The following is a 21,034-nucleotide window of genomic DNA, read 5'->3' as shown; positions in this document are numbered from 1 at the left end:
GTCATTGGCTCACTTCCAGCCATACCGGGGCCGCAGGCAGAAAGTACCCAGATTCGTGCAATGTTACCAAGTTTACCTGCGAAGGCTCACTTGCGCCCACGGTGGGGAAGAGAAATATTACGAATAAAAGGAGAAGGTTGCTGCTGATGGCATAAAAGAGCGCCGAGTGGAGGGCTCCGAAAAACACGGCCTGAAGTAGGTTGCCCCGTGCGTATCCAAGCCAGGCGATGAGTCTCTTGGCCAGGAAGCCCCGGAAGAGAATCTCCTCGGCAAGGGCGGTCTTAACCAGGGCCGTCACCAGCAGGATGCCCACTGCCTCCGGTCCGAAGGCCATGGCGCGCAGGGAGCCCGTCATACTTCCCGGATGGGTCATGACCGTCATGAGAGAATCGGATGTAGCGATCAGCCCGATCAGGGGAAGCGAGAGTGCGGCGCTGTAGAGCACCGCCAGCAGGCAGGCTTTTCGGGGGGCGGGCGTCAGGCCGAGCTAGGATAGGAAGGGCTCCCCGGATTTCCTTCGGGTCCAGGCCATCCAGGCCAGCCAGGGAATGAGGGTAAAGGCCAGCAGCTGGAGGAGGGTGGATATCAGTGTTTCAGTCATGTTCGTATTTTAGCAGGTCCCCGGGCTGGCAGTCCAGCGCTTCGCAGATGGCTTCCAGCGTGCTGAAGCGGACGCCTTTGGCCTTGTCCGTCTTCAGGATGGAGAGGTTGGTGGAGGAGACCCCGACCTCCTCGGAGAGCTCCTTCAGTTGCATTTTTCGTTTGGCCAGCATGACGTCGAGGTGTACCGTAATGCTCATACGATCAGGTCCTGTTCTTCCAGCAGTTGTCTGCCTTCCTTAAAAATTTCGGCAAGCACCAGGCTGCCCAGGCTCAGCATCAGGGGTCCCAGGGCGATTCCCAGCTGCAAGTGGGGATTGCTGCCTTCGAACAGGCTGAAATTGAAGCAGCCCAGCAGGAAGCCCGCGAAGGCCAGCCGGGCGATGGACTGAATGTTAGACATAGATAGTAAGCGTATCGGTCAGGACTAGATCAGTGAGCTTTACAAGCCAAAGGGGAACGCTCAGGTAAGTTGGAGCGAACTGCTGGATCCTTTGGATTCGCGGATGGGAAAAGAGATTATAAAAGCGGTTCCGTCTTCCCGCTCGACCTCCAGTTCTGCCTCGAGCTGGCGGGTGAGCTCGTTGACCAGGGAAAAGCCGATGGACTCCTGCGAGGCCGGGTCGATGTCAGTGGGCAGTCCCCCGCCGTTGTCGGATACGGCAAGGCTGATGCGGTTGCCGGTTTCCCGGATGGTCACTTTCACCTGTCCGTGCTCACGGTCTTCGAAGGCGTGCTTGCAGGCGTTGGTCACCAGCTCATTGATAATGATGGCAGCGGGAATGGCCTGGTTGACGTTGAGCTTCACGTCAGATACCTCCACCTCAACCGAAATTTCCCGATTCTCCGTGCTGTAGAGACGGGTGATGTTCTTCACCAGCTTGTCCACAAATGTGTGGAGTGGGACATTGCTGAAATCACCCGTCTGGTAGAGCAGCTCGTGCACCTCGGCCATGGACTGGATGCGCATCTGGCTGTTACCGATAATCTTTTGCGTCTCCTCGCTTTCCGTTTGGTAGAGTTCGAGCTGCAGCATACCGGAGATAATGGCCAGGTTGTTCTTGACCCGGTGATGGATTTCGGCCAGCAGGATTTTTTTCTCCTCCAGGGAGGATTCGATCTGCTGCTCCTGGCGTTTACGGCGGGTTATATCCCGTGCCGTGACATAGAGCTTGTTCTTCTTTTCGTTGATATGCAGTCGCAGCCAGCCGGCCTTGCCCGATTTGTCCAGGAATTGGAACTCGTTCTCAAACTCGCCATCCTTCCCCGGATTCCATCCGTCCAGGGCTTCTCGCAGCTTGTCGTCGCCGGCAAGGTCGGTAAGCGGCATCCCGTGGAGCTCTTCGGATGGGTAGGACAGGGTCTCATGCACCCGCCCGCTCACGGAGGAGATGGTGTAGGTTGTCGGATCGACCATCATGACCAGGTCGGTGGAGTTTTCCAGGAAGGTGGTCTTCCGCTCGAGTTCCTTGTTTTTCTCCTCCAGCTCGTGTTGATTGCGGCGTAGTTCGAGACGTCCCTCAACCTCCCGGGCGAGGGTTTTGAGGCTTTCCAACTGCCAGTCTTCGAGTCGTTTGGACTCAAAGCCCAGTACGCAGATGGTACCTACGTTATAACCCTCCTCGCTTTTCAGATTCACCCCGGCGTAGAAGCGGACCTGGGGATCTTCCTTCACAAAGGGAAATTCCTGGAAGCGGTCGTCCTCGCTGACGTTCTCCACCACCATCCACTCGTCTTCCAGAATGGTGTAGCTGCAGAAAGACCCGCCGCGGGGCATCTCCTTGGGAGTGGGCGGGTTGGTCGCCTTGTTCCACTGGCGGTCCCGGTCCACAAAGTTGATTTGGGAGATCTCGGTGCCGCAGATCTGTGAGGCGAGCTTGACCAGGGCGTCAAACTCAGGTTCCTCGGGGGTATCGAGGATGTCGTAGGATTGCAGGGCTTGCAGCCGCTCGCGTTCGTGTGGTGTCAGCAGGTGTTTGTCAACCGTTACATTTTTATCCTCAGTGGCCATGGTGCAATCCGGTATAGAGTTGGCGGGCAGCCTGTCAGGGCAGAAGTTTGAAATCGTAGTCGGCATTCTCCTTTACCTCGAGCCTGGGAAAATCGACCAGCTCCGCCGGGTCGTCCGCCTCCAGGTCAAAACCTTCTTCGGCTTCTTTCTTGAGCGTCTCGAAAAAGTCTGCCGAGACGAGCAGTCGGTTGTACTCCTGCCCGTTTTCGTAGATGTAATCTCCTACGGCATCTCTTACGCGGTCGAAATTCTCCATGCGGGGATTAGGTGATTAGGGTTGCGGTTGACCATTCAGCATCCTACAACAGTGCGCGTTCCCTCATCGTTGCGCTTCGCTGCCGGTGTCTGATGTTGCCGGCAAGGTCGGTGGTCAGCCATTGCGGTGCCAAGGAATTGGAACGTGACAGACGCACCCAGATGCGGTCGAGGTAGGTCTGAACCGCATGCTGTTACGATGGCAGGGCAGGGGTGCTACACAGGAGGCGGTACGGGTGGCTTACAGGCCTCAGTACAGGCCCACCGCCACGCCAAACTGCGGGTACCAGGCGTCGAAGGTGAAGTCGTAGCCCCAGGTGCCGGTAGCGTAGACGAAGGGGCGGCTTTCTCCACCCGAGCGGGGATGTGAAAGCGTAAATACGGCCCGCAGGCCCGCCGCACGGGAGTAGGTGGAGCGGGCGCCCGTGCAGAAGTAGCAGTCGTTGATCCTGGCGAACTTGTGGAAATTGCGCGTGAAGGCAGCCCCCAGGCTGAGTCCCACAGGATTGCCGTCCAGCAGGCGCTGCTGAAGCACGAGCTGCCCCACAGGCTGGGCCGGATTGCTCAGTCCCCCGGTCAGGTAGAGGTTGCCTGTAAGACGGGCGGTGGCGTCCACCCCGAGTCCCTTGCCAAAGGCCAGCGAGAGGGCAACGTCCTCCACCCGGTCGGACATGAAGATGGCATGGGTAGAGAAGGAGTGGCTCTCCAGGTAGTTGTATTCGCCTGCCTCCCCGGCCGGTTCGGTACGCGACAGGTAGTCTTGGACGGAGGCCTGGGGATAGATCCAGTTGCGGTAGCTGGCCACCGAGTGGCTGTAGCGTGACAGGTAGAGGTCGCGCTCCGACCCGGGTTCCTTCTCCTGGAACATGACCATTTCGCTCATGGGGCTGTGAACGGAGCAGCCCGCGGTCAGGAGGAAGGTGAGAATGGCAAGGGCTGAGGTAGTACGTTTCATCATAGGGTAGTTCTAACGAACTATACTCCTGCGTGTTATGTCGATTATCTAAAAATACTATTAAGGCAAGTTATAGAAGTATCAACCGACTGGAAGACGCAGTGTGTCACGGCGAGGCTGTGGCCGCCAGGCATACCGACTCCATGCGCAGGGTCTGGCCGGCCTCCTCAAAGGGAGGGTCAAGGCTCGTATGTATGCCCGCCGGCTGAAAGTCGTTGCGCTGGAGCACGGTGCTCCAGTCTGTTACCCCGTAGAGGGTGAAGCCGTGTTCAATGAAGGGAAGCTGGTGCATACTCTCCCGGGTCCGCAGCCCGGTGTAGAAGCTGCCCCCGGGCTTGAGCACCCGGCGGATCTCCCGCAGGTGCGGGTCGGGCTCCTCCCAGAAGTAGATCACCATATTGCAGTAAACCTTGTCGAAGGTGTCGTCGGGGTAGGGCATCCCGTCGCTGGATCCTTCCCGAACCTCAAGGCGTCCAGCTTCAACAGCCCCTTCGTGCAGCTCCCGGGCGGATTGGACCATCTCGGTGGAGTAGTCCAGCCCGCACAGCTTCAGTTCGGGGTGCTTCTCCAGGAGACGGGCGAAATTACGTCCGCTGCCGAAGCCGATTTCGAGCACCTTTTCGGCTCCGTCCAGCTCCATAGCCCCGGCTGTCAGTTCGAAAAGGGGCGTGTTGACCTCGTCCATCTTCGCGGCGATCTTGCCGGCGAACTCCCCGTGAGGCCTGCGCAGCTGGGCGGCGACGAAGGCCGGGTCGGGCTTGTCGTATTGAAGGGGGAAATAGCGACGGAGCGGGTCAAGGTGCATGACGTCAGGGTCCTGGTCTGAGTGAGCTGATGTCACAGGCAGTATGACCAGCGACACACCTAAAATCAAGTTTTGGCTTGATTTAGCGTGCCGGGAAGTGTCCTTCGAAGGCCTACTCCTCGAGTCCCTGGTCCGACCAGACCGCCAGCTCATTGCCGCTGGGTTCCGTGAAATGGAAACGGCGTCCCCCCGGAAAGGAGAAGATGTCCCTGATCACGGTGCCGCCGGCGCGTACCACCTTCTGCAGGGTGGTTTCCAGGTCCCGGCTGTAGAGGATGACAAGGGCGCCACCCTCATCCTGTCGCGACCGCTGTTCGGCCCGGAAAAAGCCGCCGTCCAGCACGCCGTCGTTGAAGGCGGTGTAGTCAGGGCCGTAGTCCTGGAATTCCCACCCGAAGGCCTCCTCGAAGAAGGCCTTGGTGGCCGTGAGGTCTCCCGCCGGAAGTTCCAGATAGTTGATCTTTTCGTGCTTGTCCATGTGTCTGAGCGTTGGTTAGCCGGTGTGCATGATCACTGTTTTATGGAAGTTCAACCGGTCATGGTGTCTTTCTGGATAAGTACCTCTCCGAAGGAGATCTCCTGGCCGGCAAGGACCATGGCGGTGGTGGGCAGGTCCCGCGTCATACCCTGCAGGTTTTCGTAGTAGGCGCGGAAATCGTCTCCCGGAGCGGCCATGCCCAGCAGGATGAGGTCGGCGTCGGAGGAGGAATCGTGCAGGATGCGCGAGAAGGTGCGGCCCTGCTGGTGGATAATGTCGATCTCCGCGTCGATGCGGATGGTATTGATGATGCGGCGCAGGTTGCGGCGCACGTCCTCGTCCGCCTCCCCGTCATCCAGAATCATTTTCACACGGACCACCGCATTGCGCCAGGGGATGCTCTCCTGCAGTAGGTAGGCCAGGATCATCATCAGTCCCCCGTTGCCCTTGAGCCCGCCCCACCAGAGATCGATGCGGCCTTTATTCCCGTAGACTTCCTCCTCCCCGTTGTCGCGGATCAGAATCAGATTTCTCTTCTTGCGGTATAATTCGGAGATCATATCGCAGTAGCGGTCTCGCACCCCCGGATTTTCACTGGCGCCAAGTATGATGGTATTGGGCACCAGCTTGCCCAGGCCGTACGACTCCACCAGGTTGAGGGAACCTTCGAAGGGATCGGAGGCGGCGTTTACCTTCACCAGGCTGTGGATGGAGCGCTTCCGCAGAAATTCCTGGATATGGTCAGTCATGTTTTCCAGGCGCGTTTCGTCGAAGTCCTCGTCGGTAACAATGGTGGCCACGGTGAGCATGCCGCGGTTTTGGGTAATGGAGCTGGCAAAATCTATGAGATGCCAACGCTTGCGCGGCGCGCCGGAGAGCACAATGGGATGGGGACGCCAGCTCTTGGGCTCGAAATCGGTGCCGATGTGCATGAGGGCCTCGCGTATCACCGCCATCCATATACCGCGGTTCAGGTCGCCCCATACCGATTTCATCTGGCGCCGCTCCAGCCAGAGATAGATCATGAGCACAAAGAGGGCGGCGACCACCGTGGCCGACAGGTTGATGAGCACCATTACGGCCACGCAGCCCACAGCGCCCAGCAGCGAAAAACCCCAGTGCACCTTGAACTTGGGCCGGAAGGAGGGGCTGTCGAGCAGCGTTTCGATGCCCGCCGCCGCGTTGATCACGCCGTAGGTGGTCAGAAAGAACATGGAGAGGATGGGGGCGATCAGGTTCAGGTTGCCGAACCAGACGGCCACCAGGGCGATGCACAAGGTGAATACGGTGCCGTACCGCGGGGTGTCGTCCGGGCCGGAGCCTTTGCCCAGAAACTTCATGAAATCGGGAAGGATCTTGTCGCGTGCCAGGGCCTGAAGAACACGCGGAGCACCGAGAATGCTGCCCACGGCACTGGAGAGGGTGGCGCCCCAGATGCCCAGCAGGATGGAGTCACCCCAGTATGCGATCTTGCGCATGATGAGCGGATCCTCGATCAGGGAGAGGGCGTCGGCGCGCATGGCCAGCAGCACAATAAGTCCCATGTATATCACGTAGCCCACTCCTATGGCCGCAAAAGTGCCTCGGGGGATGGAGCGGTTGGGGTCGCGAAGGTCGCCCGACATGTTCACCCCCGCCATGATACCGGTGACGGCCGGAAAGAAGACGGCAAAGACCGACCAGAAGGGTTCGGAATTGCGATCGGCCGCTCCCCACAACTCGATGGTGGTCGACTCCACCGGGCTGCCGAAGATCAGGGAAATCAGGGAGAGGGCGATGGCAAACATGATCACGTACTGAGCCCGGATAGCAGCGCGGGCGGAGACCAGGGCGACGGCCGCCACAACGACGGTGGTGATGACGCCCACCCAGGTGATGTCGAGTGCGGGGAAAACGCCCACCACGCTTTCGGCGAAGCCGATGGTGTAGAGGGAGACCGAGAGGGCCTGTGCGATGTAGAGGGGAATGCCGACGGCCCCTCCCGATTCGATGCCCAGCGAGCGGCTGATCATATAATAGGCGCCCCCGATGCGTACCCGCTGGTCGGTGGCGATGGCCGCAATGGAGAAAGCCGTCAGCAGGGTGATGCCGGTGGCGAGGGTGACGATAAGCAGGCTTCCCAGCAGGCCCACGTTGCCTACCACCCAGCCGAAACGAAGGTACATAATGACCCCCAGGATGGTCAGGATGGAGGGCGTGAAAACGCCGCCGAAGGCGCCCAGGCCGTCTTTGCTGGCCTGTACTACATGTTCAGGCTTGCCGGAAGATGAATTTCCCAATGCGCGGTTTCTTGGTTGGGAGGCCGCCCCGGGCGCACCTCGTCGTTAAGCGATTACAAGTAAAGGGATCCGATTCTAATTGTCCAGTTCCGACAGGAATTGTTGTATGGCTTCCAGGTATGGCTGGCCGGTGCGTCGAAAGGCGTCGTTGTGTCCGCCTTCCATCTCCAGGAAGGTTTTGGGCTGCGGGGCCCCCTCGTAGAGCCGGCGCCCGAGCTGCCAGGGCACCGTGCGGTCTTCGCGGCTGTGGGCAAAGAGCTTGGGAATGTCCAGTCCACGTAAATGTTCGGCCGTGGGATAACGGTGGCGCAGCATCCAGTTCACGGGAAAGACAGGGTAGGCGTGGCGCGCCAGGTCCACGCCGGAGGTAAAGGTGGATTCGAGGATGAGGGCGCGGGGACGAACCCGGCTGGCCAGCCAGGCGGCCACCGCCCCGCCCAGGGAGCGTCCCATAACGACGACCGAATCGGCCGGCACGCCCTCCTCGCCCGTAAGCCAGTCCCATGCCGCCTGGGCGTCACGGTAGGTGCCCTCCTCAGTGGGACGTCCCCCGCTCTGCCCGTAGCCCCGATAATCGACCATGAGCACGTCCAGTCCCAAATTGCGAAAGAGCCGGGCTGTCTCGAGGCGGCCCGAAATGTTGCCGGCGTTGCCGTGAAAGAAGAGCAGGGTCCGTCCGGCACCCGGACGGTCGGCGGAGGGAGGTCCGTCGACGCCCTCCACCAACCAGCCGTGCAGGCTGATCCCGTCTTCGGCGTCGAAGCGCACGTCGCGGTAGGGCATGCCGAAATCGGCGGGCGTGGCCACCAGGGTGCGCTGAGGGAAGTAGACGAGCCGCTCCTGGAAGGCCCAGACAAGCAGCGCCAGTCCCAGGTAGAGCGCCGAAATCACCGCTATGCCCCAGAGTAGATTGTTCATGCTAGAGCATGCCCAGCACCTGTTCGGCGGCGCGGTAGCCCTGCGCCACGCCCCCGGACCAGTTCTGGTGCCCATTGAGTTCGGAGTGTCCGATGGCCACGCGGCCGTAACCGTTTTCAACCACCTCACGCGGGGAGGGCCCGTCCTCACCGCCGAAGTAGAAGCCCGGCGGCTGCACCAGGCGGGCGTGTCCCCAGCGGTTGAGGACGATGCCGGCTATATCCTTCGCCGGGTCGAAGCCGTGCGCCCCGAACTGCTCCAGCATCTGCCGGCGCAGCTCTTTCTCGAAGTCAAAAAAGGTGGTTCCGAAGAGCTTCCATCGTCCCTCGCTCATCTGCCGGGCCAGGGGCACGCCGGGAGACCCGAAGCCCATGTAGAAGGTGAGCACCGTCGGCCGGTCGGGGTGCAGGGGCGGCCGGTAGCCGCCGGCGGTCATGGGGCGACGTATATTGCAGGAAAAGCCGAAGCCGCCGTCGTTCCACTGTGCGGCAGTGATGCCGAGGTCGTAGAGGAAGCGCCAGTTGGTGAGCGCCACGTTGGCTACCATGGCCGGGGCATACTGGAAACTTTCGTAGGCCTGTCGCATCTCCGGCGGCAGGTCGCGCAGGATGTGTTTGTTGACCCAGCCCCCGGAGGCCATGGCCACCCCTCGTGCCTGCACGCGACGCACTTTTCCGTCCTTTTCGTAGGTGATCCAGACGCGGTCGGCCGCCCCCGGCTCGCCCTGATGCTCCACGCGCACCACCGTCGCCCCCATGCGCAGCCGCAGAGGAGCTTCCTCGCGGTCAAGGGCCTCGAAGCGTACCTTGCCGTTGGTGATATCGCCGAAGGTGTGACCCCCCTCGATAGCTTCGGGGATCATTCCCTTGACGAAATAACGCGCGAAGGCGGTGTTTCCGCCCGGAAAGGAGAGGGGGAGGGAGGCGTCCCTGCCGCGCGGACGCCCCGTGCCGGGCATGCCCACCTGGGAGGCGGCGTAGGCCGACACCGCGTCGGGGCTGGCCCCGTTGATGAGTCCAATGACCGGGGCGATGTATTCGGTCACTTCATGCGGGAGTTCCAGCTCCTTCTCCAGCAGGTCGCGGTAGCTCATGCTATCCAGCATGCGCCCAAAGTCCTCGCCGCGATCCTCCCACCGGTGGTAGCGCCAGCGCAGCATGTCCCGCTTCAGCTCCTCCGGCCAGGGGGCGTTTTCGAGGTCGCGGCGCCAGATGTTGGTGCGCCAGAAGCCGCTGCCGTTTCCTTCGTCCGCGGCGTCCGCTCCGCCGGGACCGAACCAGTAGCCGATGTCCACCTTCGACTCCACCACCCCGGTCATGTGCGCGTAGTTGTCCAGGCCGAAACCGAGGGGCTTCAGCGACTCGTCCCATTCCCTGAAATCGTACTCCCTGGGAATGTTCAGATCGTCGAAGATCCGGCCCGAGAGCGAGCGCGAACCGCGGGAGGGCACGCCGAAGTCGTTGGAGCCCTGCGGACCCATCAGGCGCTCCCCGTCAACCACGAATTCGTTGCGCTTGGCCTCGCCGCCGAAGATGGCGTGATTGTCGAGCAGCAGGCAGCGGCGTCCGTCGCCGGCATGCTTGTGGAAGTAGTGGGCTGCGCCCAGCCCACTCATACCCCCGCCCACGATCACCATGTCGTAGACCTCCCCGGTGTCCTCTCCCTGCAGCTCTTGTCCGTCGTACACCCCGTCGCGCAGGCGATGTGCGGCTTCCATGGACCGCCGCGAGTTGCCGGGGGATCGGGCGTAGTCACCCACGGCCCCGTAGCCCCACCAGGGGTCCTTGCGGGGTCCGCCCCCGCGGGAGAGGCAGCCCGTAACCGCCAGGGGGGAGGCAGCGGCGAGCAGCGCCCCGCCCGCTCCCAGAAGGGTGGTGTTCAGGAAATCGCGGCGCGTGATGCCGGGCCGCATGCCCAGTTCCTTTTTATCCTTTTCCTGGCTGCTCATGGGAAGTGTGGTTAGACGTGAATGTTGCGCTGGTATACCCTGGACCCGATGTGCATTCAGCTAAGCAGGAAGGTGCCGCATACCCGCCGAAAATGCAAGAAGGGGAAATCTAGGCCAGGCGGGTGCGGAAAACGATCTTGTCGGTGACCACGGCGGCCACCAGCAGCAGGAAGGCCGGCAGCAGGAAACGCGGGTAGAGATCCTGGTAGTCGGTGTAGATGATCTCTTCAATTTCGGTGCGTTCCAGCTCATCAATCTCGTTGTAGATCTGCTGCAGGCTGTCGGTGTCTGTGGCGCGGAAGTAGCGTCCCCCGGTCATGTCGGCGATCTGGGTGAGCATCTCCTCGTCAATGTCCACCTTCACGTTCTGGTAGCGCTTGCCGAAGATGGGATCCTGTACCGGGTAGGGGGCCGTCCCGCGCGTACCCGCCCCGATGGTGTAGATCTTGATGTCGTAGGTGGTGGCCAGGTCGGCTGCTGTGACGGGATCGATCTCCCCGGAGTTGTTCTGCCCGTCGGTGAGCAGGATCACCACCTTGCTCTCGGCCTGGCTCTCCTTGAGGCGGTTCACGGCGGTGGCGATGCCCATGCCGATGGCGGTGCCGTCTTCAATCACGCCCATCTCCACCTCGCCCAGCAGCTGCTTGAGCAGGCTGTAGTCGAGGGTGGGCGGGACAACGGTGAAGCTTTTGCGGGCGAAGACCACCAGTCCAATGCGGTCGGAGATGCGCTTGTCGATGAAATCGGTGGCCACCTGCCGCGCCGCCTCGAAACGGTTGGGCTTGAGGTCTTCGGCCTTCATAGAGGTGGAGATGTCCAGGGACATGACAATATCGATGCCCTCGGCGTTGCGCTCCACGGTGGTATTTTGAAGCTGGGGACGGGCCAGTCCCATAATCACCAGGGCCACGGCGGCCCACTGCAGCAGGGGAGGGATCCATGTGCCGTAGACGCGCCAGTTTCCGGGCAGCCCCTTCAGACTGGAGGTGTCTGAAAAGGTGAGGCTGGGCCGCCGGCGCCTGAAGCGCCGCCAAAGGTGCAGCCCAATCAGGGGCACCAGCAGGAGCAGCAGCCAAAGCCATTGTGGATTTGCCCAGGTCATTCGTTTTTCTCCTCTTGGTTTTGCGTTTCCTGTTCGGGCGCCGCACCTTCAGTCTGGCCATCGCCCTGCTGGCCATCGTGCTCCTCCCGGGCCTGCTCCTCGTAGCGCCGCCGGGCCTCCTCCATCTCTTCGTGATGTTTGCGGCGCAGTTTTTCGATGCGCGGCCCGTCGATTTGCTGGGCGCGCTCCAGGAAGGCGTAACCCTTGCTGAGGGCCTTCTTGGACTGCTCCACGGTGGGCTCGAAGCGGGCGAACTTCACCAGGTCGGCCTCGTTGAGCACGTCTCTTGTGGCGCCCACCAGGTCGCGGTCCACCGCCTCCTCCCTGAGGGCCTGCAGGATCTCCCCGCTGGTCATTTCCAGGGCGGTAATTTCGTAGAGTTCCTCGAAGTAGGCGCGGATGGCGTCACCCAGGTTAATGTAGAACTGTTCGAAATCCTCCTTGTTCTGCAGGCTGGCCTTTTCAAGCTGGCGGAGGGTGTCGCGCAGCTCGGTGAGGGGGTCCCGGAAAGGGGTGGCGCGGAAAGGCGCCCGCCCTTCCTTTTTTCGCCTATAGTCGCCCTGCCGCCACATGCGCCACAGGTACCATGCGGCCGCCCCGGCTATCAGCAGCCCGAGTATCCAGGGCCACCAGGCCGCGGCGAAATCGAAAATGGGTTTGAGGGGACGGAAGGACTCTTCCTGGCTCGCCAGTACCGAGCGGAAGCGCAGGGGCACCGGGTTGGTGTAAAGGGTGGTGGTGTCGGTGCCGCTGACAAGGCGCACGGGCAACCGGGGCAGGGTAGTGTCGGCCGTCCCGAAGAACTGAAGCCTGTAGGAGAGGCTGTCACGGAAGCCGGTCACTTTGAATTGCTGCCGCGTGCGGATCTCCACGGGCGCGGCGAAGTGGGAGCTGTCGGGGAAAATAACCCGGTCGTAGACCCGGTCCTCTCGCTCAAGCCTGGATGGAGACAGCACGAAGCGTTTCGCCGCTACGGTGAGCGGATCGGCTCGGTAAGGAATTCGCGCACACTCTGCGCCTGTGCGTCTCCGGCGCCGGTTGCCGGAAGGGCGGTGGAGAGCAGCAGGGCCGAGAGGCCCGCAACCAAAGCGCGGTAGGTCCGTGTGATGATGGTGTGCAAGGTTGTTCTGGTTGGGGAGGGGATGTGAACTAACCGCCGCGGGCCCGGAAATATTGTATGTCTGCCGAGCGCGGCGATTAAAATAGAAAATTTCCACCCCTTCGGAAAGACGGTCCTGTAGCGGTTATGGGACAGGCCGAGGGCCGGCTACTTTCGTTATGCATTGCTGGGGGGAATGTGCTATGTTTGACCCTAGCTAAACCCCATACCCAAACAGGTAATAATTTGTTGAATCTCAGGAATTGGCTGACTGCCGGACTGCTGCTTGCCCTGCTTTCGGGGTGCGCGGGCGGCGATGAACCTAAGGAAAGGAACAATACGGCAGCGGGTGACGCCGAGACCCTCTCTGCGGCCGATACCACCGAGGCCCGCTACGACAGCTACGGGTTTCGCGTAGACAACCTGCAGGTGTCCGAGCGGCAGGTTAGGCGCAACGAGAGCCTCTATCTTATCCTGGACGGGCTGGGCTTCAGCCGATCGGAGATCTACCGCATTACCAGCCGGGCCGAAAATCACATCGACTTTTCCGACTTCAAGCCGGGGCAGGACTACCGCGTCTACACGCGCACGGCCGATTCTTCCGGTGGACCGGTTCCGGCCGAAGGCGCCGCGGGCGAGGCGCACCTTGCCGGTGAGCCGGCCACCTCGGGTCCCAGCCGCGAAGAACCCTCGGACGACGCTCCTCCCGTAGAGAGGCTCGTCTGGCAGTCCAGCGACACCGACTACGTCGTCTTCGAGTTCAGCGATTCCCTGCGCATCTACCGTGACGCCCACGAGGTTGTCACCCGCACGGCCAAGACCTCGGCCGAGATCACCAGCTCCCTCTACATGGCGGTCACGGGGCAGGGCGCAAGCCAGGTACTGGCCTACAAGATGTCCGATGTGCTGGCATGGGAGATCGACTTTTTCAACCTCCGCGACGGCGATTCCTTCGAGGTCTACTACGAGAACACCTACGTCAATGGTGAGTACCGGGGGGTGGGTGATATCCTGGCCATCGAGTTCACCCACATGGGCGAGACGCACCAGGCCTACCGTTTTGCCGCCGGTGAGACGGAAGGTTTTTACGACGGGGAAGGCAACAGCGTGCAGAAAGCCCTGCTCAAGGCCCCCTTCCGCTACAACCAGCGTATCAGCTCCGGCTTCAATCCCCGCCGTTTTCACCCGGTTCTCAAGGAGCGGCGCCCGCACAACGGGGTGGACTACGCCGCCCCTCACGGCACGCCCGTGCTTTCCACCGGCGCCGGCACGGTGGTGGAGGCCGGCTACCGCGGCGCCAACGGCAACTGGGTCAAGATTCGCCACAACGGCACCTTCGACACCGCCTACCTCCACCTGAGCGGCTTCGCGAGCGGCATCCGCCGCGGGGCGACGGTAGACCAGGGCGAGGTGATCGGCTACGTGGGTGCCACGGGAAGGGTGACCGGCACGCACCTGCACTACCAGCTCTACCGTAACGGCTCGCCGGTGAATCCTCTTACCATCGACCTGCCTTCCTCGGAATCGGTGCCGCAGGAGCTCCTGGATGAGTTCATGCAGCGCCGCAACGAGCTGCGTGCCCAGCTTCTGACCCTGGAGCATCCCCATCCCATCCTGAGCGCGCGGTAGGAACGCGCGGAAAGAAGCAGATTCAGTAGCGCTGCATGCGCCGCCGGAAAAAATTCATGAGCGGGCGCACGTAAGACTGGTTGGTCTGCAGCTCGATGCAGTCGATCTTCATGCGCATGAAAAGGTCTCTCAGTTCGGCCTTCCGCACCTTTCTTCTCTTGCGGTAGGCCTCCCGCACCTTTTTGCTGGAGGTATCCACCAGCACCTCCTCACCCGTCTCGGCGTCGTGCATGGGCACGATGCCCAGGTCAGGCAGTTCGTCCTCCAGCGAGTCGTTGATCATCAGGTTCACCAGGTCGTGCTTGCGGTTGGTGATCCGGATCTGCCGCTCGTAGTCGCGGTCCTGGAAATCGCTGGCCATGATGACGATGGCGCGGCGGTTGAGCAGGCGGTTTACGTAGGAGAGGGCCTCGCTCAGGTCGGTGCCGGTGCCTTCGGGCTCGGTGGTCAGCAGTTCACGGATAAGACGGAGCACATGGATGCGACCCTTCTTGGGCGGAATCACCTTCTCGATGCGGTCTGTGAAGAGCACCAGCCCCACCTTGTCGCTGTTCTTGATGGCGCTGAAGGCGAGCACCGCGCAGACCTCGATGGCCAGGTCCGTTTTGCTCTGGCTGCGGGAGCCGAATGCGCCGCTGGGGGAGATGTCCACGCAGAGCATGAGCGTCTGCTCGCGTTCCTCCTCGAAGACCTTGATGAAAGCGTCGCCCGTCCGCGCGGTCACGTTCCAGTCGATCATCCGTATGTCGTCCCCGAACTGGTATTCGCGCACCTCAGAGAACTCCATGCCGCGGCCCTTGAAGGCCGACTGGTATTCCCCGCCGAAGATATTGTTCACCATGCCCTTCGTGCGGATCTCGATCTTGCGGACTTTCTTGAGTATCTCTTTAGAAATCATGAGGCGTCTTTGGATTCGGCCTTAGGATAGCAGGTTTTGGGATGATATAAAAGGGAAGGGCGCGCGATGCCAGCTTCCGATCTTAACACAAACATAACAGTTACATAACCTTGACGTTGAGATCTGTTTGTTGTCTTTAGGCCTGATCCCGCCGGGGAAATGCCCGGCAACGAATCTACCGCATTGGACGCGCACCCATGATCATCGGCAGTGACTTTAGCAGGAAGAACGGTGAATTCCTGAAAGCGGTCGCCGGACTTTCCCGCGGCGACACGGCCTACAAGATACCCGTCAGGGAGATCAACGAAAAGGTGGGCATGGATCGTACCGAGATCAGGAATCGCCTGGAATACCTGGAGAGCCTGGGCTATCTGAACCTCGAGACCATCGGCGGCCCCCTGCTTTACGGTCATGTTACCATTACCGAGAAAGGGCTTGAGAAGGCCGCAGAGATCCGTTCGGATTAATAGCCCGTCTCCATAATCCCTCCCATAAAAAAAGCCCCGCCGGGCGATGCCGGGCGGGGCTTTTGCGTAAAGATGATGTGCAGGTGTCAGTCGCTGTCGAGCATGCCGTCGATGCGCTCGGTCACGTCCACCAGGTGAGCTCGGTGCAGGCCTGAGGCGCCCGGCAGGGCGTCGTCCACGTCCCCTCGCAGGGTACGCAGCTCCTCTTTAAGCAGTGCCTGGATATCGGTGTGGCTCACATCGTCATTCTCCTCCCCGTTCAGCAGGCTCTCGATGTGATCCAGGTAGATGCGCTGCAGGTTACGCCGGTAGGTATCGGTGTTTTCGTTCTCATAAATTTCCGACCAGACGCCGCTGCGAAGCTCGCCCAGCATCTCGCTCACCGTATAGGTGTCGCCGTCCGAAAAGCCCTCGGCCTCGATGAGACGCAGCATGACGTCGGTATCCATCACCCGCCGCAGGTGCGAGCCCTGCAGCTGGCCTATGCGCTCAAGGGCACCCGCGTGCTCGATGCGCCGCAGGATATCCTCGTCCAGCAGCCATTCGGGCGTGGTGAAGGCGTTATCGTTGAGGAAGGCCATGGCCTTGCGCTGGTAATCCTCGGGGACGGGTTCGTAGACGGGTCCTTCCTGGTCGGTGGCCTTGGGATAGGTGTAGACCCCGCCGATGTTGGTGATCACGTGGTTCACGTAGCGGCTCCACTGACCGATGAGCTCCCCGTAGATCTCCTCGAGGTCGTCGTAGCTCTCGCCCGGCGTGGAGGTCCACTCGATGAGGTTGGGCACCACGCGCTTGAGGTTCATCATGCCGTAGGTGGAGGCCTGCACCGGGTCGTCGGAGAGGTCTTCGGTCTGAATGCTCGGGTCGTAGCCTCCGGCACTGCCGAAGCGGTAGACCGGGTCGCCTTCCTTTTCGGTGATCCAGGAGTCGAGGATGGGCTTCTCCTCCTCGGGCGTATCGGCTTCGGGGATGACGCGGTAGCCCCAGTTTACAGAGTACTTGTCGTAGGGCCCGATCTTGCGGATGAAGCGGATGTTTTCGTCGCCCGGTTGGGCAATATAGTTCTGGCGGGCGTACTCCATAATGGTGGTGGCGATGCCGTACTCCTGGGTGAAGGAGCCCGAGCGCAGGGAGTCCACCGGATAAGCGGAGCTGGACTGCATATTGTGGGGCAGTCCGATGGCGTGGCCCACCTCGTGGGAGATCACGCGGCGCATGGTTTCGCCGATCAGGTCTTCGTCCAGCATGAGCGAGCGGGCGTCGGGGTTGGCTGCGCCGGTCTCGATCATCAGACGATTTCGGTAGGAGCGCAGGTGGTTGTGATACCAGATGATGTCACTTTCGATGATCTCGCCGGTCCGCGGGTCGGACACGCTGGGACCTACGGCGTTACGGATGGTACTGGCCACATAGCGCACCACCGAATAGCGGACGTCCTCGGGATTCCAGTCGGGATCCTCCTCGGGGGTGGGCGGCTCCTTGGCGATGATGGCGTTTTTGAAACCGGCCGCCTCGAAGGCCTCCTGCCAGTCCTCAATGCCCTGTATGATATAGGGACGGAAGCGTTCGGGCGTACCCGGATCGAGGTAGTAGACAATGGGTTCCACCGGCTCCACCAGCTCCCCGCGGGCGTAGGCCTCGGGGTCCTTCGGCTCCATCCTCCAGCGGCGGATGAACTCCTGGGTAGCGGCCTTCTGCTCATTCAGCCCGTAATTGATGCGTGAGACCGAAAAGTAGCCCACGCGGTCGTCGGCGTAGCGGGGACGCATCGGCTCTTCGGGAAGCAGTACCATGGACTGGTTCATGAGGAGGGAAAGGGAGTTGGTCTGCACCTCGCTGGGCGGATTCACCGCCTCATAGGTAAGCACATGGCGCGTCTCCACGTTCTCCGGGAAGCTCTTCATGGATTCGATGTAGCTGCGGTTGCCATCCACGCGCCGTACCTGGTACATGGTACGGAGGTAATCTGCCAGTCCGCTGATGGCGGGTACGTCGCTGGTGAAGAAGTCGGTCACCTCGATGACCGAGGTGGTCGAATCGGGTCCGATAGCCTCTATGTCCCACGCCGACACCACGGGTTCGAAGTTGTTGGCCTCCACCGAAAACTTAATGGCAGCGCTGTCGGGGGCGAAGTTGTCGTAGTTGCGCACGCGCATTTGGATTTTATCTCCCCGTTTCTCAAGGGTAAATACCTGCTCGCCGGTGCTGGAGCCGGCGCTGTTAAAGCCGAAGAAATCGGTGGGCACCTGGGCCACGCGGCTGATCAACAGGATTTCGCGTCCGAGCAGGCTGTCGGGAATTTCGTAGTAGAAACTGTCGTCCACACGGTGCACGGTAAAAAGGCCCTCGTCGGAGACCGCCTCGTCCGTGATCACGCTCTCGTAGCCGTCTTCCTCCTCACCGGAGGCATCGGCCGTTTGGCCTTGCGTCTCACGGTCGGGGGCGTCCTGGCCGCCCGCGGTGTTGCGGGTGGTGCTGCATGCGGAGACCAGGGTAAGGGCCAGCAGCAAGCAGAGCAGCCGGGCGGCCGCCTGAAAAGAGTGGGGGAACAGGTCCGCCGGGATGGGGCCGGTCGGCTCGCCTGCGGAATAGGGGGGTTGGGTGGATGTCATCGTCGTTCGTTGTAAGTTCGAAATGTGGCTGGTTAAAATATTAACTCAATAAAGGGATAAGACGGATAAGATGAAAAGGAAAGCAGGTTAAAAGGTGCAAAGGCCTAAAAAAAGAGACAAAAAAACCCTACATTGACCACCCAAAATTTTAACCCGAACCAACGGAACGACGGATTATGATTATCGGTGTACCCAAAGAGATCAAGACCCACGAAAACCGGGTTGCGCTATTGCCCGGCGGGGTGTCCGCACTGACCCGTAATGGCCACGATATACTGGTGCAGAAGGGGGCCGGCGTCGGGAGCGGATTCCCCGACGAGGAGTACCGCAAGGCCGGGCGCTGAGATCATCGAAGATGTGGATGCCCTCTGGCGGAAGGCCGGAATGATCATGAAGGTAAAGGAGCCTATTGCCGAGGAGTACCCTCGGATGCGCGAGGACCAGGTCATATTCACCTATTTCCACTTTGCCGCCAGCCGCGAGCTTACGGAGGCGGTGGCTGAATCGGGGGCGGTAGCCATAGCCTACGAAACCGTGGAGAAGGAGGACGGCTCCCTGCCGCTGCTGATTCCCATGAGTGAGGTGGCCGGACGCATGGCTACCCAGGAGGGCGCCAAATACCTGGAGAAGCCGCTGAAGGGCAGGGGGGTGCTGCTGGGGGGTATTCCCGGCGTGAAGCCCGCCAAAGTAATGGTGCTGGGCGGGGGGATCGTGGGAGTAAACGCCGCCAAGATTGCTGCCGGCATGGGCGCCGACACCACCATTTTTGACATTAATATGCCGCGCCTGCGCTACCTGGACGACGTAATGCCGCGCAATTGCTCCACCATGTTCTCCTCGGAAGCCAACATACGGATGATGCTGCCTGACGTAGACCTGGTGATCGGCGCCGTGCTCAAGCCGGGCGCCAAAGCTCCTCACCTCATCACGCGGGAGATGCTGAGCGAGATGCGGGCCGGAACCGTATTGGTTGATGTGGCCATCGACCAGGGCGGCTGCTTCGAGACATCCCGGGCCACCACCCACGCCGATCCGGTTTATATCGTTGATGATATCGTACACTACTGTGTGGCCAACATGCCCGGGGCCGTTCCCTACACCTCCACGTTGGGTCTCACCAATGTCACCCTTCCCTATGCGGTGGACCTGGCGAACAAGGGCTGGAAACAGGCCCTGGAAGAGGATCCTGAACTGCGTATGGGACTCAATGTGGTGGGCGGTGAGATTGTCTACCGCGATGTAGCCGAAGCCTTCGACATGGATTACCGCCCCGTCGAGGAGATGCTGTAGGCTCGTCCTTTTCCGGTATTGCCGGCATTGGGTGTGGAAGAGTCGATAAATTACTTTATTAAAAAGGACGTAAATATATGCCCGTCAATGGGTTATATGAAAATATATGCTTTCGGAAGTGGTGTGTATAAGTATTTTTGTTTAGCAGGAGGCATCCCGTTATATTTTTATGATTGAAAGCGTGAAACATGGCGTGAAACGGTAATCACTTGGCCGGCGGACATACCACTCAATCCCACCGTCCGGCCCGGTTTCACCCTGAACCTGCGAACGATCTACAACCGCTAGTGTGTCTTCATGGGTAAAGTTATTTCCATTGCAAATCAGAAAGGCGGGGTTGGCAAGACGACGACGGCCATCAACCTTGCAGCCAGCCTGGCAGCCATCGAGCACACAACCCTCGTCATCGATATCGACCCGCAGAGCAACACCACCAGCGGACTGGGCATCGAACCCAAAACGGTAAGCAGCTCCATCTATGAGGTGATGGTGGGTGGCGTGGACGCCACTGACGCCATACGGGAGACCGAACTTCCCTTCCTGGATCTGATCCCATCCCACATCAACCTGGTTGGAGCCGAAATCGAGATGATCGACCGGCAGGAACGAGAACGCATCCTGCAGAAAGCCATCGCCTCGCTGCGGGACAAATACGATGTTATCATTATTGACTGTCCGCCCTCGCTGGGTTTGCTGACCATCAACTCGCTGACCGCCTCCGATTCGGTCATTATTCCGGTACAGTGCGAGTACTTCGCCCTGGAGGGTCTCGGGCAGCTGCTGAACACCATCAAGATCGTGCGGCAGCATCTGAACACCGGGCTTGAGATCGAGGGCGTGCTGCTGACCATGTTCGACACGCGCACACGCCTGTCCGACCAGGTGGCTGAGGAGGTGCGCAAATACTTTGAGGACCGCGTGTTCAAGTCGGTTATAGCGCGCAACGTACGTTTGGCCGAGGCACCCAGCTTCGGCAAGCCCGCCCTGCTGTACGACTCCACCAGCACCGGCGCCAAGAACTACCTGTCGCTGGCGCGCGAGCTGATCCACCGCAACAAGAAGCTGTTCAAGGACAGCCCCGTTTTTGCCAACTAGAAGCCACGACGCGCCATGTCATCCAGAAAAGCATTGGGACGAGGTTTGGGAGCTTTTTTCCCCGACTACGAGGGCGAGGGGAAGGACGCCCCGGAAGGGGAGGGCCGCAATCCCGCTGCCGACCCCAAGGCGCGCGTCAATGTGGTGCTGCACGTTCCGGTGCAGAACATCCGTCCCAATCCCCACCAGCCGCGTAAGGAGTTCCGCGAGGAGAGCCTGAGGGAGCTGGCCCACTCCATCGAGAGTCACGGGCTCATCCAGCCCATCACCGTGCGCTACCTGGGCGAAAAGCGTTTTGAGCTGATCAGCGGAGAGCGCCGCCTGCGCGCTTCCAAACAGGCAGGTTTGCGGGAGATCCCGGCCTACGTGCGGGAGGTGGAGGACGATCAGATCCTTTCCTTTGCCCTTATTGAGAATATTCAGCGGGAGGACCTCAATCCCATCGAGATTGCCGTAGGCTACCAGCGGCTGGTGGAGGAGGCCGGCCTCACGCAGGCCGAGGTGGCCGAGAAGGTGGGCAAGAACCGCTCTACGGTGGCCAACATGCTGCGCCTGCTCAACCTGCCCGCCTTTGTGCAGGCCGCCCTGCGCGA

At 60.8% G+C, this 21,034-nt stretch carries 22 protein-coding genes; 6 read left to right on the top strand and 16 right to left on the bottom strand.

Annotated features, from left to right (window positions below):
* Nucleotide 1: 1 nt before the first annotated feature.
* The 14 genes from U5K31_15255 to U5K31_15190 form a co-directional block, all read right to left on the bottom strand.
* A complete protein-coding gene (locus U5K31_15255) occupies nucleotides 2-445 on the bottom strand; it encodes a CPBP family intramembrane glutamic endopeptidase (GenBank protein MDZ7774080.1) in 444 nt (147 codons plus the stop codon).
* Nucleotides 446-593: 148 nt separating this feature from the next.
* Nucleotides 594-800, bottom strand: coding sequence for a helix-turn-helix transcriptional regulator (locus U5K31_15250; protein ID MDZ7774079.1), 207 nt, complete (start codon nucleotides 798-800; stop codon nucleotides 594-596).
* Entirely contained in the window at nucleotides 797-1,003 is a 207-nt protein-coding gene (locus tag U5K31_15245) for a hypothetical protein (protein MDZ7774078.1), read from the bottom strand. The genes U5K31_15250 and U5K31_15245 overlap by 4 nt, the downstream gene beginning before the upstream one ends.
* A gap of 60 nt (nucleotides 1,004-1,063) precedes the next feature.
* Complete coding sequence (locus U5K31_15240; protein MDZ7774077.1) at nucleotides 1,064-2,611, bottom strand: histidine kinase dimerization/phosphoacceptor domain -containing protein; 1,548 nt, start codon at nucleotides 2,609-2,611, stop codon at nucleotides 1,064-1,066.
* Between the two features lie 34 nt (nucleotides 2,612-2,645).
* Nucleotides 2,646-2,867, bottom strand: a complete 222-nt coding sequence (locus U5K31_15235; GenBank protein ID MDZ7774076.1) for a hypothetical protein — start codon at nucleotides 2,865-2,867, stop codon at nucleotides 2,646-2,648.
* A 249-nt stretch (nucleotides 2,868-3,116) separates the two neighbouring features.
* Entirely contained in the window at nucleotides 3,117-3,821 is a 705-nt protein-coding gene (locus U5K31_15230) for a hypothetical protein (GenBank protein MDZ7774075.1), read from the bottom strand.
* Nucleotides 3,822-3,927: 106 nt separating this feature from the next.
* Complete coding sequence (locus tag U5K31_15225) at nucleotides 3,928-4,626, bottom strand: class I SAM-dependent methyltransferase (protein MDZ7774074.1); 699 nt, start codon at nucleotides 4,624-4,626, stop codon at nucleotides 3,928-3,930.
* Between the two features lie 112 nt (nucleotides 4,627-4,738).
* A complete protein-coding gene (locus U5K31_15220; GenBank protein ID MDZ7774073.1) occupies nucleotides 4,739-5,104 on the bottom strand; it encodes a VOC family protein in 366 nt (121 codons plus the stop codon).
* A 50-nt stretch (nucleotides 5,105-5,154) separates the two neighbouring features.
* Complete coding sequence (locus U5K31_15215; protein ID MDZ7774072.1) at nucleotides 5,155-7,383, bottom strand: Na-K-Cl cotransporter; 2,229 nt, start codon at nucleotides 7,381-7,383, stop codon at nucleotides 5,155-5,157.
* A gap of 75 nt (nucleotides 7,384-7,458) precedes the next feature.
* Nucleotides 7,459-8,301 (bottom strand): alpha/beta hydrolase, encoded by an 843-nt coding sequence (locus U5K31_15210; protein MDZ7774071.1) that lies wholly within the window; start codon nucleotides 8,299-8,301, stop codon nucleotides 7,459-7,461.
* A 1-nt stretch (nucleotide 8,302) separates the two neighbouring features.
* Entirely contained in the window at nucleotides 8,303-10,249 is a 1,947-nt protein-coding gene (locus U5K31_15205; GenBank protein ID MDZ7774070.1) for an NAD(P)-binding protein, read from the bottom strand.
* A gap of 109 nt (nucleotides 10,250-10,358) precedes the next feature.
* Entirely contained in the window at nucleotides 10,359-11,351 is a 993-nt protein-coding gene (locus U5K31_15200) for a VWA domain-containing protein (protein MDZ7774069.1), read from the bottom strand.
* The gene (locus U5K31_15195) at nucleotides 11,348-12,307 is read right to left on the bottom strand and encodes a hypothetical protein (protein MDZ7774068.1); all 960 of its coding nucleotides are present in this window, start codon (nucleotides 12,305-12,307) and stop codon (nucleotides 11,348-11,350) included. Before U5K31_15195 ends, U5K31_15200 begins: the two co-directional genes overlap by 4 nt.
* Nucleotides 12,308-12,321: 14 nt before the next feature.
* Nucleotides 12,322-12,471 (bottom strand): hypothetical protein, encoded by a 150-nt coding sequence (locus U5K31_15190; GenBank protein ID MDZ7774067.1) that lies wholly within the window; start codon nucleotides 12,469-12,471, stop codon nucleotides 12,322-12,324.
* A gap of 228 nt (nucleotides 12,472-12,699) precedes the next feature.
* On the opposite strand from U5K31_15190, the gene U5K31_15185 reads away from it, so the two are divergent.
* The gene (locus U5K31_15185; GenBank protein ID MDZ7774066.1) at nucleotides 12,700-14,079 is read left to right on the top strand and encodes a peptidoglycan DD-metalloendopeptidase family protein; all 1,380 of its coding nucleotides are present in this window, start codon (nucleotides 12,700-12,702) and stop codon (nucleotides 14,077-14,079) included.
* Nucleotides 14,080-14,101: 22 nt separating this feature from the next.
* Here U5K31_15185 and U5K31_15180 read toward each other — a convergent pair whose 3' ends face one another.
* The gene (locus tag U5K31_15180; protein MDZ7774065.1) at nucleotides 14,102-14,977 is read right to left on the bottom strand and encodes a DUF58 domain-containing protein; all 876 of its coding nucleotides are present in this window, start codon (nucleotides 14,975-14,977) and stop codon (nucleotides 14,102-14,104) included.
* A 197-nt stretch (nucleotides 14,978-15,174) separates the two neighbouring features.
* On the opposite strand from U5K31_15180, the gene U5K31_15175 reads away from it, so the two are divergent.
* Nucleotides 15,175-15,444, top strand: coding sequence for a hypothetical protein (locus U5K31_15175; GenBank protein ID MDZ7774064.1), 270 nt, complete (start codon nucleotides 15,175-15,177; stop codon nucleotides 15,442-15,444).
* Between the two features lie 86 nt (nucleotides 15,445-15,530).
* On the opposite strand, the gene U5K31_15170 is transcribed toward U5K31_15175, so the two are convergent.
* Entirely contained in the window at nucleotides 15,531-18,056 is a 2,526-nt protein-coding gene (locus U5K31_15170; protein ID MDZ7774063.1) for a zinc-dependent metalloprotease, read from the bottom strand.
* A gap of 176 nt (nucleotides 18,057-18,232) precedes the next feature.
* Here U5K31_15170 and U5K31_15165 point away from each other — a divergent pair, with 176 nt between their 5' ends.
* The 4 genes from U5K31_15165 to U5K31_15150 form a co-directional block, all read left to right on the top strand.
* The gene (locus U5K31_15165) at nucleotides 18,233-18,400 is read left to right on the top strand and encodes a hypothetical protein (protein MDZ7774062.1); all 168 of its coding nucleotides are present in this window, start codon (nucleotides 18,233-18,235) and stop codon (nucleotides 18,398-18,400) included.
* Nucleotides 18,401-18,413: 13 nt separating this feature from the next.
* Entirely contained in the window at nucleotides 18,414-19,346 is a 933-nt protein-coding gene (ald, locus tag U5K31_15160; GenBank protein MDZ7774061.1) for an alanine dehydrogenase, read from the top strand.
* 297 nt (nucleotides 19,347-19,643) lie between these two features.
* A complete protein-coding gene (locus U5K31_15155; protein ID MDZ7774060.1) occupies nucleotides 19,644-20,441 on the top strand; it encodes an AAA family ATPase in 798 nt (265 codons plus the stop codon).
* Nucleotides 20,442-20,456: 15 nt separating this feature from the next.
* The coding region (locus U5K31_15150; protein ID MDZ7774059.1) for a ParB/RepB/Spo0J family partition protein at nucleotides 20,457-21,034 on the top strand (578 nt) is incomplete at its 3' end.

It is taken from the genome of Balneolaceae bacterium, from assembly GCA_034521445.1.
GTDB lineage: Bacteria > Bacteroidota > Rhodothermia > Balneolales > Balneolaceae > JAXHMM01.
Note: the sequence above shows the minus strand (reverse complement) of the source record. Positions and strands in the feature narration are given on the sequence as shown.